Origin of the sequence: Flavobacterium sp. CYK-55, assembly GCF_018413465.1 — a bacterium.
Taxonomy (GTDB): domain Bacteria; phylum Bacteroidota; class Bacteroidia; order Flavobacteriales; family Flavobacteriaceae; genus Flavobacterium.
This window is the reverse complement of the sequence record NZ_JAHCDK010000011.1, coordinates 22584-35384: the sequence shown is the minus strand read 5'-3', so window position 1 is coordinate 35384 and position 12801 is coordinate 22584. Positions and strand designations below refer to the sequence as shown.

The following is a 12801-nucleotide window of genomic DNA, read 5'->3' as shown; positions in this document are numbered from 1 at the left end:
TCCCTTTTAATTTTATAGTGATTGAATATTATCTCAAACTAAAGCTTGATTTTGAAACGAGTTCGCCTTTGTCAAATACATTCACAAAATAAGTTCCTTTTTCGAAGCTTTTACCGGCTAAATCTTGAGAAACATTTACCGATTTATTTTCATACTTAACCGTAGTTTGGAAGCTGTATGTCAGCGAATTATCTCCAAAATTCTCAGTTTGTTTTTCACCTAAAACATTGTTTTTACTGTCAATGACTTGAATGTAATAGGTTTTATCACCCTGTTTAGCTACTTTATTCTCGGCAATGGTAAAACTAATTTTCAAGATGTCAGCTCTACGCGCTTTATCAGTCTCTATTTGTTTTCCTGAACTTCTGAGTTTGTAGGCAGCTGTTTTTAAATTGCTGATGGTTAATTTCTGAGCAATTTCAACTGTTTTTGACAATTCTTCATTTTGTCCAACTAAAACTTCGTTGTATTTGCGCGCTTCGCCTAAAACGGTTACGGTACTATCACGTTGGGTGGTTAACTTAGCGTTGTCTTTTTTGAGCGCTTCATTCTCGGCCATGAGTGTTTTCATTTTGCCTTCAAGCTCATTGTACATTTTTTTGTACTTGGCCATCGAAGCTGCATCGCCTTTAGATTTTTTCAAATCAGCCATCAAATTAACTACTTTTTCACGCTCAGCGATTAATTCGTCTGACATTGAAGTGTTTTCAGCTATTGCTGCATCGTATCTGGCTTTAAGTTCTTCTAAATCTTTCATTACCGAAGCTTTATCAGATTTAGTTTCAGTCAGTTCGGTTTGCAAAGCTTTGGCATCTGAAGTCATCTTAAAGATGTATACAAGACTCCCTACCAAAAGCAAAGCCAACACAGCTATAACAGCTTTTAAATTTGAATTGCTTTTTTGATTTTCCATAATTTTACATTTAATTTGAACAAAAGTAACAATATTTGGGTTTATAACGTAAGTTTGCCAGAATATATTTTCAGGGATAAAAAAGTTTTTATGGATAAACTCATACCGTTTAGCAACCTAGATTTGGCGCGGGTTACCAACCATCGAATAGGCGAAATTAAGTTTGGAGAAAAGATGCAAGTGGTTCCCAAAGGCACAAAATCAATAGCAACTTTTTTACAACAATCATCTGCTCGTTACGTGCTCTTGGGCATCCCTGAAGATATCGGTATAAGAGCCAATTTTGGACGCCAAGGTGCACATTCTGCATGGGAAAGTGCCATCAAAAGCATCGCCAATATTCAATTCAATAAATTCTGCAAAGGAAGTGAGCTTTTGGTCTTAGGTCATATAGATGTTACTGAAGAGATGTCTGAGGCCTCAACCCTAAACTACCACAACATAACCGATCGCAAAAAATTCAGCGATTTGGTCATGCGTATTGACAAAGAAGTATCGCATATCATTTCGCTCATTGTTAAAGCCGATAAAATTCCGATTGTTATTGGCGGTGGTCACAACAATGCCTACGGAAACATTAAAGGAACAGCATTGGCCAAAGGAAAACCTATCAATGCGGTTAATTTTGACGCACATACAGATTTTAGAATTCTAGAAGGGCGTCACAGCGGAAACGGTTTTTCATATGCTTACGAAGAAGGTTTTTTAAACAAATATTTTATTTTTGGAATTCACGAAAATTATACTTCTAAAAAAGTCCTCACGCGCATTAAGAAAATAAATTCACGTGTGCGATTTAATACCTATGACGAAATAGCTGTTCGTGGAGCCAAGAATTTTCAGAACGAACTGCAAGTAGCACAAAACTTCATCAAAGACAACACCTACGGAATTGAAATTGATTTGGATGCAATTCCGGGTATTGCCAGCAGCGCTATGACTTTGAGTGGATTTTCGGTTGAGCAAGCACGACAATTTATTCATTTTTTTGCCGGTCATCAAAACGCGGCTTATTTGCATATTTGTGAAGGCGCTCCTGAACTAGGAGAAGAAAAAAACAGTCATTTGGTGGGTAAACTCATTGGTTATTTGATTACTGATTTTATGAAAGCCAATGACCCAAAACCACAAATGATTGCCAAAATGGAAGTGAACTTTACCGAAGTAAAATCTGCTTCAATTAAATAACCTATCTTTGCACGGCTCTGAACAAACTAAGTATCAAAGCCAAACTTATATGTTATTTGAAGATTTACTCATCTCTAAAAGTATACTGACCGCAGTTACTGAACAAGGATATACCCAACCAACACCTATACAAGAACAAGCGATTCCCGTAATCTTAGACGGTCGTGACTTAGTTGGCTGTGCACAAACAGGCACCGGAAAAACAGCCGCTTTTGCCATTCCGATCATACATCACTTACACCGAATTGTCGGATCAAACAAAAAAAGAAAGCTCATCCGTGCGCTCATTGTTACGCCTACCCGAGAATTGGCGCTGCAAATTGGTGAAAATTTTGACGCCTACGGAACATACACCAACGTAACCCAACTGACCATTTTTGGCGGAGTTTCACAGAATCCGCAAGTGGAAAAACTCAAAAAAGGAGTTGATGTTTTGATTGCAACTCCCGGCCGTTTGCTTGATTTGCACAAACAAGGCTTTATTGACTTAGACCATTTACATACTTTGGTTTTGGACGAAGCCGATCAGATGCTCGATATGGGTTTTGTAAATGATGTAAAAAAGATTGTAAAACTTACTCCTGATAATAGACAAACACTTTTGTTCTCAGCCACCATGCCGCTTCCGATTCGCGAACTGGCCGAAATGTTTTTGACCGATCCGGCTACTGTAACGGTAACTCCGGTTTCATCAACAGCTGAAAAAGTTGAACAGCGCATTTATTTTGTTGAGAAAACTGAAAAAAGAAATTTGTTGTATCATTTAATTCGCAATGAAAACTTAGCCAACGTATTGGTGTTTTCAAGAACCAAACACGGCGCCGACAACATTGTTCGTTCTTTGCGCAAACGCGGTGTCGCTTCTGAAGCCATTCACGGCGATAAAACCCAAACTTCGCGTCAGCGCGTGCTTGATGCTTTTAAAAACAAAGAAGTGAATGTGCTTGTGGCTACTGACATTGCAGCGCGTGGAATTGACATAGAACAGCTTCCGTATGTCATTAATTTTGATTTGCCTAATATTCCTGAAACCTATGTACACCGAATTGGCAGGACTGGTCGAGCAGGTAATGGCGGCTTAGCGATTTCATTTTGTTCAAAAGACGAAGCACCTTATTGGAAAGACATTCAGCGACTCATTAAAGTAGATGTCAAAACCATCGCCGACCATCCTTATCCTTGGAAAGAAGAAGAAAAACCAGTTCAAAATCGTTCGGGTGCCACACAGCCGGAAGCCAAGGGCCAACAACGCAGCGGAAAAAGCAATAATTCCAGAAAATCTTCGGGTTCTAAAAAGAATAAAAAACGCTGGTATTAATTTACTTCAATTAACTGTTTTTGAATGACTTCAAATAATTGATTTGCCTCAAATGGTTTAATCATGATATCGTTCATTCCGCTGGCATATACTTCTGATTTAACCTCGTCTTTATCAAAAGCTGTCAGCGCAATGATGGGCGTTTTTATACCTATAGCTCGCAGTCTTTTGGTCGTTTCGTAACCGTTCATGCCGGGCATATTGATGTCCATCAAAATCACATCGTAACTACGTGTTTCAACTATTTTCAAGGCTTCAAAACCATCGGCTACGATATCACATTGCATATGGTGTTTGTCCATGATTTTTTGGGTTACCAACTGATTGATTTTATTGTCTTCAACTATGAGGATTTTGTTGTGAACTAAGTCAGAATATGATGTCTGAGTTGGAGTTACAAGAATTTCTTGCTCAGATTTTTCAAAACCAATGCAAAAAGTAAAAGTAGTTCCTTTGCCCAAACTGCTTTCTAAATGAATATGGCCACCAAAAAGGGTTACCAACTTCTGAACAATAGCTAAACCCAAACCGGTTCCTTGATAATCTTCATCGCTGCGACCCACTTGCACAAACATGTCAAAAATCTTGCTCTGATCATTAGGCGAGATCCCCACACCATTGTCTTGAACTGAAAACTGAATTTCATATACAGAACCTCTGACATCTTTAAGTTTTGCCTCAACTTTCACCCAACCATCTCGGGTAAATTTGAGCGCATTTGAAGTCAAATTCATGATGATTTGTGACAAACGCAACTTATCGCCTAAAAGTCGGGCAGGAATATTTTGATCGATGTTGATGATCAACTCATTGTTGTTGTTGGTGGCGATATATTGTACCGAATTTCGGATAATCTCTATCTCATCAGTCAAAACAAAAGGCACTTTTTCAAGATTAATTTTCTTTTCTTCTATCTTGTTGAGTTGCAAAATATCATTGACCAGTGAAAGTAGATATCGCGCTGAAAATTTGAGCGAATTCAGGTGTGAACTGTCTTTGAGTTCCGGATGCTCATCGGCCAACATATCAGTAATACCGACAACCCCGTACAAGGGTGTTCTAAGTTCGTGGGTAATGGTCGATACGAATTGTGTTTTGAGCTGTGATGCCTCTTCGGCTTTTTCTTTGGCGGCTTTAAGTTCTTGGTTGGCCAAGAGTAAATCAGCGTTGGCTTTTTGACGAAAACGATTGGTTCTGTAAAGCGTAAAAACCAATATCAACAAGGCCAATCCCAACACTAAACCCAACCACAAAACCGTTTTGGATTCTTGCAGTTTTTGAAGTTGCTTTTCATTTTCGAGCTCAATTCTGTCAAGCTGAATTTTGTATTCATCCATTTGAATTTGCGTTGCCGATTGATTGAGCATCGCTTTTTCTTCTTGTGAATACAACTCATTTCTGAGCGCTTTTGATTTGGCTCTATATTGTTTTTCTAAATCAAATTGCTCATATACTTTATAATGTTCCGCAATGTTGTCATAAGCATTGACCAAAAATGATTCAAGCTTGTATTTTTCGGCAATAGCTACCGCCTGATCATATAATTTGAGCGCCAGTTCAGGTTTTTCTATATGTGTATTGTAAATGCCCGAAAGCGAAGTAAAAGTAAACCGCATTTCGGGTATACCGCGACGTTTGACAAAACTTTCAGAATCTTTTAAATACGCAACGCCATTTTTAAAATCATTAATTGAGATATAGGCACTAGCCAAATTGAGTTTGCCAAAGGTAATTTGGGTACTATCGTTGATTTTTTGGGCATAAACGAGTGCTTTTTTGTAGTAATCAATGCCTTTTTTGACATCAATTTTATTGAAATAATAAACACTACCTAAATTACTGTATATCCAATCTTTAAGCGAATCATTTTCAATCTTAAGCGCATGTTCGAGTGCTTTATTGTAAAAAGACAAAGCATATTTAGCTTCTGAAAACTCATCATACACAACACCAATAGCATTGTAAGCGTGGGCCAAACAATAATCGTCATTGATTTTGTACGAACGCTTGAGGGCCACTTTTGACATCTCGAGCGCTCGTGCATAATCACCTTGATTGAAATAATTTCCGGCTTTGTTGATTTGTTCTTCGATGCTTTTTCGTTCTGAAACCTGCTGCGCATAACCCAGCAACGGAAGCAAAAGCATCCAAACCAAAATCTTCTTCAAATCGCTCATGTAATTTGCTCTATATGAATTTGAATCAGATTAATTGCGGATGAGTTTTCTGTATTTGATGCGTTTAGGAGTTAAATCGCCACCCAAACGTTTTTTCTTGTTTTCTTCGTAATCTGAGAATCCGCCTTCAAAGAAATACACTTCAGAGTTTCCTTCAAAAGCCAAAATGTGGGTACAAATTCTATCTAAAAACCAACGGTCGTGCGAAATAATCACCGCGCAGCCGGCAAAGTTTTCAAGTCCTTCTTCAAGCGCACGCAGGGTGTTGATGTCTAAATCATTGGTAGGTTCATCAAGCAATAAAACGTTGCCTTCTTCTTTGAGCGTCATGGCCAAATGCAAACGGTTGCGCTCACCACCTGATAAAGCGGATACTTTTTTGTTTTGATCGCTTCCGCCAAAGTTGAATCTTGACAAATAAGCGCGCGAATTGACTTGTCGTCCGCCCATCATGATGAGTTCTTGACCATCGCAGAAGTTTTCCCAAATGGTTTTGTTCGGATCAATGTTACTATGCGACTGATCTACATAAGCAATCTTTACGGTATCGCCAATCGTAAAACTTCCTGAATCAGGTTGCTCTTGCCCCATAATCATTTTGAAAATGGTTGATTTACCAGCGCCATTCGGACCAATAATACCCACAATTCCCGCTTGCGGAAGCGTGAAGTTAAGGTTGTCATAAAGCAATTTATCGCCAAAAGCTTTGGCAACAGTGTTGGCTTCAATAACGTTGGTTCCTAAACGCGGACCATTCGGAATGTAGATTTCGAGTTTTTCTTCGAGTTGTTTTTGATCTTCGTTGAGCAATTTATCGTAGTTCTGCAAACGCGCTTTTTGCTTGGTCTGACGCCCTTTGGCACCTTGACGAACCCAATCTAACTCGCGCTCTAAAGTCTTGCGGCGTTTTGAAGCCACTTTTTCTTCTTGCTCTAAACGTTTTGATTTTTGATCGAGCCATGATGAGTAGTTTCCTTTCCACGGGATACCTTCGCCTCTATCGAGCTCTAAAATCCAACCGGCCACATTGTCTAAGAAATAACGGTCGTGCGTTACGGCAATGACGGTTCCGGCATATTGTGCCAAGTGTTGCTCTAACCACAAAACGCTTTCGGCATCGAGGTGGTTGGTGGGCTCATCGAGCAATAAAACATCGGGTTGTTGCAACAATAAACGGCACAAAGCCACGCGACGACGCTCACCGCCCGATAGATTTTTAATCGGTGCATCGCCTTCCGGTGTGCGGAGTGCATCCATAGCGATTTCAAGTTTGGTATCAATTTCCCAGGCACCCAAAGCATCAATTTTGTCTTGCAATTCAGCTTGACGATCCATGAGTTTTTGCATCTTATCGGCATCTTCATAAACCTCAGGCAAACCAAACATATCGTTGATTTTGTTGAATTCATCCAAAACAGCCATCGTCTCAGCTACGCCTTCACGGACAATTTCAATCACGGTTTTGCTATCATCTAGTTGCGGTTCTTGCTCTAAATAACCAACGGTATAACCCGGGGCAAATACCACATCGCCTTGGTAGCTTTTATCAACTCCGGCAATGATTTTGAGCAAAGATGATTTACCTGATCCGTTCAGACCGAGGATTCCGATTTTAGCTCCGTAAAAAAAGCTTAAGTAAATATTTTTGAGGACTTGCTTGTCACTTCCTTGATAAGCCTTACTGACTTTTTGCATCGAGAATATGACTTTCTTATCGTCTGACATAACTGTATTGTGATTTAATTAATGTGAATTTTATAGAACAATGTCTGCAAAGATAATTGATAATAAAAAGAATACAAGCGATGAAAATAGAATTCTGAGCATAAAAAAACGCTCCAGAAATATGAAGCGTTTGTAAAATATTTTGCAGTTGATTTTAATCGATGAGGATGATTTTACTTTCAGAAGAATGTTCAGCAGATACTTTGACAATGTAGCTTCCCTTTTTCAAATCAGAAACATCGTACTGATTTTGCTGATTGAATGATTTAACCAATTGCCCAAGCATCGAATAAACCTCAACTTTTTGAATGGGCGCAACAGCTGATAATTCAAACTGACGATGAACCGGATTGGGATAAAGTTGGATATTAGATGCATTTAAAGTTATTTCATCTACAGATAGATTGGTGTTGTCTAATTTGGTCAAAAACATTTCTGTGGTTGAAGTATTGCTTCCTTGATTGACCAATAATGCAGAACCAAAAGTCAGAGATTCACTCACAAAATTACCTATTACGTGACAATTACCCGACGGGCCCAAAGCAATACGAGTTCCGTAATCATCCAAAGAGTTTCCTACTGAAAGAGCCCAAACTGCAGTTCCGCTGTTGTTATATTTAGCAATGTAAACATCTCGGTTCCCTACATTGGCTAAAGTGTTGGTTCCAAAAAGGATGTTAGCCGTTGAAAAAGCCCCGGTAATATAGCTATTCCCGCTGTTATCAATAGCCAAACCAGCGCGACTCAATGTAGCAACGCCACCTGTCGGACGAGTCACCCAATTCACATTTGCATTGGTATCATACTTGACCAAAAACGGAGTATATATTGAAGATCCGGCATTATTGATATTGGTAGTTCCCAAAGTTAAGGTCGGACTATTAAAGCAACCTAAAACATAAAAATTCCCGTTAGCATCAACCTTGGCTGACGATGGAGAAACATCATTGGTATTACCAACCAATTTAGTCCATGACAAAGTTCCCGCTGCATTGTATTTGGCCAAAAACATATCTACACCGCTAACATTGGTGAGTGTTGTTGTCCCTAAGGTAATTGAACTACTGTCAAAAGTCCCGGCTACATATATATTTCCTGAGGAATCAACCGAGATATTATCGGCCTGATCAGTTCCGGTTCCTCCGGCACTTTTGGTCCAAAGTACGGCTCCGTTGGGCGATACTTTATCAATAAAAATATTTCGCGAACCAGAAACCGAGTCATAATATCCTCCAGCCAAATATATATTCCCCGAAGCATCCACATCGAGATCAAAAATATAATCGTTTCCAAATGCTGTCGGATACCATTTAGCTCCCCAAAGCGCATTACCAGAAGCGTTGAGCTTGATCAAAAAACTGTCTTGATAAGTGGTTGAAGCATCGGAGTTGGTTAACGTAGTTCCGGCAAACGTAAAAGACGAAGCATAAAATGAGCCTGCTAAATATATGTTTCCGCTCGCATCAACTTTTAAAGAACTACTGGCAATTCTATCATCGTTTTGCGCTGATTTGGCCCAAAGAACGTTTCCATTAGAATCATATTTTACTAAGAACATTCCGCTACCTGTTCCTGCATCGAATGTATAAGATCCAAAAGTGACAATTCTGTTGAAGACCCCGGTGATGTAGCTGTTACCGCTCACATCAACAGCCACAGCCGAAACCGAAACGCCCCAAACCGTATTGCTTTTTTTGGCCCAAACAAAATTGGGTGCTTGTGCTTTTGCCTGATGTGCTACTGAAAGCAAAGTCAGTATAAAAATTGAGTAGAGTATTTTTTTCATTTTCATCATCTATAATCGGCTAATTTACCATTAATTATCCAAAAAGAAAGTTTGAGCAGATAAGTGTGCATCAATCTAACTTAACCGCATTAAATCTTTTGATAACTGATTAAAAAAACCGGCCAGAATTGCTTCAAAGCCGGTTGGGTGGTTATGTGGTAGGTTATAATTTTAAAAAGTCACTGTATTGACCGTAGCTGATGCCGAAGATGTAAAGGTTTTCTTGAGTGTGGCTCCGGTGAGCGAATAACTTCCGCCGGTATACAAGCCCCAGCCGGTGGTTCCGCCTACGTAACTTCCGCCGGTATAAGAACCGCCAAAATAAATATTGTAGCCCGTGTTTTGTGTCAGTTCAGGTCTTGAGAAATGGAAATAATACACCGCATTTTTAGGTTTAAAAGTGATTACTTCATTCCCCGCATTATCGCGAATATGCAACAATGATGTGGCTGCTAATTGCCCCGAAGATTTAATGTACATGCTCACTTGGGTTGATGTATTGGCCATGGCTTTAGTCATATTTGAATTTGATCCTGCTGAAATCAACAAACCGCCGTTCATCAAAAATGTTCCGTTAAAATCTAAACCTTCTTCAGGCGAGCTCGTTGGGCCGTTGACAATGGTAGTTCCGCCGGTAATGGTAATATTTCCGTTGCTGTCAATCGCATCTTTTCCGGCCACAATGACAATTCCACCGGTAATATACAAATGGCTGTTGTCATTCGATTCGGTTCCGCCGGCCACCGTTCCGAAGGTAGCATTGATTCCGTCGTTTGAAGAAGTAATATTGGTGACCCCGCCATTGAAACGAATAATCGGAGCCTCAACGCCTTCGCCCATTCCTTGCGTGGTTGAATTGGCATTCACCACAATATTACCGCCATTCACTACTACTGTAGCATCTGAGTGAATTCCGTCGTCTGAAGAATTGATCGTGATGTTTCCGTTGTTGATGGTGAGTGCGCCAACACTTACCAAAGTTTTCGGGTGGTTGTAATCAGAACCTGATACGGTAAATCTGTTGCCTGTAGTAGTAATGCTAATCGTCGGATTGCCCGTATCAGAACCAATCGTAATGGTTCCGTCTGATTTTAAACCTTTTCCGCCGTTGCCAGAACAACTGGTGGTCACAGTTCCGCCGGTAATATTCAAACCGGTATCGGCCGAGAAAGCAGCCGAACTGTATGAATCAACTGCATTGGATGCATTGGTAAAAGTAGCTCCGGTGCCCGAAGAGGTAACATTTACAATACCGCCAATCATGTTGATGTTGTTGGCCGAAACGCCTTTAAAAGCAGCCCCGGTTCCTGAAATAGTTACGTTGGTTCCGGCTAAATTGATGTTGGTATCTGATTTGAGTCCGGCGCAATAGGATGGAATATTTCCGGTTCCTGAAGTTTCTAAAGCCACTCCTCCGGTAGCAGTAATGTTGATGGTTCCACCGCCAAGGTTCATATCGCCTACTGATTTCAATGCTTTTGATTGATTTCCGCCCACCGTACAACCGATGGTTCCGCCATTGACATGAATGGTTGCATCTGAATCAATACAAACGCTGTTTTGATTGGCTACTGAAAGCGTCAACTGACCATTAACTATATTTACTCCGGTGGTTCCTTTGATACATTTAGGCGTTACATAATTGGCGGTTGCCGAATTGTTCGTGCCCGATACCAAAAATCTCGAAGCAGTGTTGGCGATGGTCATATTGGGTCCTGTGGATACGTTTCCGATGTTGACCAAAGTATCGGCTGAAATTCCTTTTCCACCGGCGCCTGAAATGTTCAGATTGAATGTTCCTCCATCAACTGATATAGCAGCATCTGAACTAAAACAAGTTACTGAATAAGCATCGACCGCACCAGTCGCGTTGGTGTATGTAGCGGCACCTCCGGCAGCAGTCATAGTAAAATTACCTCCGCTGATGTTGATGCCTGTAGCGCCAGAAAAACCTTTGGCTCCGTTGGCAGTTGCAGCCAAGGTAACATTAAAAGTTCCGTTAGCAATATTGATGTTGGCATCGGTTTTAAAAGCAGTAGCATATGATGGATTGAATCCGCTTGCTTCAGCTACTAAAACCGCGGCACCTGATATATTCACGGTAAAGCTTCCACCGCTAATGTTGATATCGCCTTTGGCACTCACCGCTTTTGATTGTGCTCCGGAAACATTCAGCGTAAAAGTTCCACCGTCGATATTAATGACATTGGTTCCGGTTTTAATGGCTTTCACATCTGCAGAAGTCGAAGTAATAGTTATTGTTCCGCCATGAAAAGCCACAAGTGCATTTCCTGCATCAATGCCATCGCCCAATGAAGTAATGTTGAGCGTTCCTGAATTCATCAAGAAACCTTCGCAGTGTATGCCATCGGTCACCGCCGAAGCAATGGTAATATTGGCATTATCAACCGAAAAAGTTGATGAAGTATTAATACCGTGCTTGACAAATCCATTAATGACCAATGAACCTGTGTTGCCTACAGTAACCGCGCCATCTGAGGTAATCACACCATTACGAGCACTCGAAACTCCATCTTTTAGTGTATTGGTGGTTCCGGGTGTCAAGATGATATGAGCCGTATGTCCGCCCAAAATATCAAAAGCAGCTCCGCTCGGGTTGGTCAAAGTAAGGTTGTTCAACACCAATTGAACATCGGTATCTGAGGTAAGTGTTAGGCTTCCGTTATCGGTTGCACCCAAAATATTGTATTCAAGATTGGCGATGCCTGAAGTTGCATTGACCACCACCGTTCCGGCATTGGTAGTAATATTGACGCCTTGCGTTGCATACGGATTGATGATGGTGGCGTTGTCAGCACCATTATAAATAATGTAAATTTTATCCAAAACCACATTACTTGTTGTAAAAGTCAAGCTGTCAATCACCGCTTTTTGCAGGTTTAAAACTGTCGGGGCAGCTGAAAGTTTGAACTTGGCATAAGTGTTATCGAGTTTGATGCTATCCACCGAAGTGATTTCTTTGGCATACATCACATTGCCTGAGTTGTGCACTCTGATTTTTTGTTGTGCCGATAAGGAAACCATCAGCAACAAAGCGACTAAAGTAACATAGAACTTGCTCATTTTTTGCTGAATTTAAGGGTTACACCATTGATTTTAAAAAAATACAAACCCGAAGTCAAGCCAGAAACATCAATGCTTTGGTTGGGCTGATATTCGCCTTGCATCACCAATTGTCCGGTGAGCGTGTAGATTTGCGTTTTGAGTGGTTGCTCTACAATTGAGCTAATACGCACTTCTTGTGCACCCGGATTCGGATACAAAGCCAAGCTGTTGGCGGCTTCAAAAGTTTCATGGGCCAAGTTGCTGCCAAAAGTAATTTTTCTAATCAGCGCTACCGGAAGGGTCGTCGGTGTAACCACAGCTGCATCAGTTTTAATCAATACATTGGCTGCGTCAAAATAGAGTTTTCCGCTCGTGGCCACGTTAAAGTTTTGCACGTTGCCATCGTAATAGGTTACCGTCACTGCGGTCTGCGCATGGGTATACGCAGTGAGCAAGAGCAATAACCCACCAATAGTTTTTGTCATTTTAATCATAGTTTTTTTGGGTTTAGAGGGTCAATATTAGCATAGTTTGGTGGTCTATTCAAAAAATTGAGGTAAACCACTTGATAACGTCGGTTAAAAAAAAGCTACCCAAACATTAACAATTAGCATAAAAAAAGCCCCAC

At 40.5% G+C, this 12801-nt stretch carries 8 protein-coding genes; 2 read left to right on the top strand and 6 right to left on the bottom strand.

Translation table 11 applies throughout. The features are described 5' to 3' along the window. Positions 1–28: 28 nt before the first annotated feature. On the bottom strand, positions 29–913 hold the full coding sequence (locus KIH23_RS11410; RefSeq protein ID WP_213213622.1) for a hypothetical protein: 885 nt from the start codon (positions 911–913) through the stop codon (positions 29–31). Positions 914–1003: 90 nt separating this feature from the next. On the opposite strand from KIH23_RS11410, the gene KIH23_RS11405 reads away from it, so the two are divergent. Both KIH23_RS11405 and KIH23_RS11400 read left to right on the top strand, forming a co-directional pair. Then, positions 1004–2101: a formimidoylglutamase gene (locus tag KIH23_RS11405; RefSeq protein ID WP_213213621.1), complete on the top strand. Its 1098-nt coding sequence runs from the start codon at positions 1004–1006 to the stop codon at positions 2099–2101. Between the two features lie 49 nt (positions 2102–2150). Continuing rightward, complete coding sequence (locus tag KIH23_RS11400) at positions 2151–3419, top strand: DEAD/DEAH box helicase (RefSeq protein WP_213213620.1); 1269 nt, start codon at positions 2151–2153, stop codon at positions 3417–3419. Here the strand turns inward: KIH23_RS11400 and KIH23_RS11395 are convergent. The 5 genes from KIH23_RS11395 to KIH23_RS11375 all read right to left on the bottom strand — a co-directional run bounded on the left by KIH23_RS11395 (position 3416) and on the right by KIH23_RS11375 (position 12658). Next, positions 3416–5596, bottom strand: a complete 2181-nt coding sequence (locus tag KIH23_RS11395; RefSeq protein WP_213213619.1) for a response regulator — start codon at positions 5594–5596, stop codon at positions 3416–3418. The two genes, KIH23_RS11400 and KIH23_RS11395, sit on opposite strands and share 4 nt — an antisense overlap. 30 nt (positions 5597–5626) lie before the next feature. Further along, entirely contained in the window at positions 5627–7321 is a 1695-nt protein-coding gene (gene ettA / locus KIH23_RS11390) for an energy-dependent translational throttle protein EttA (RefSeq protein ID WP_213213618.1), read from the bottom strand. A 154-nt stretch (positions 7322–7475) separates the two neighbouring features. Beyond that, entirely contained in the window at positions 7476–9107 is a 1632-nt protein-coding gene (locus KIH23_RS11385) for a T9SS type A sorting domain-containing protein (protein WP_213213617.1), read from the bottom strand. 171 nt (positions 9108–9278) lie between these two features. After that, on the bottom strand, positions 9279–12191 hold the full coding sequence (locus tag KIH23_RS11380) for a carbohydrate-binding domain-containing protein (RefSeq protein ID WP_213213616.1): 2913 nt from the start codon (positions 12189–12191) through the stop codon (positions 9279–9281). Beyond that, the gene (locus KIH23_RS11375) at positions 12188–12658 is read right to left on the bottom strand and encodes a T9SS type A sorting domain-containing protein (protein WP_213213615.1); all 471 of its coding nucleotides are present in this window, start codon (positions 12656–12658) and stop codon (positions 12188–12190) included. The genes KIH23_RS11380 and KIH23_RS11375 overlap by 4 nt, the downstream gene beginning before the upstream one ends. Positions 12659–12801: the final 143 nt, after the last annotated feature.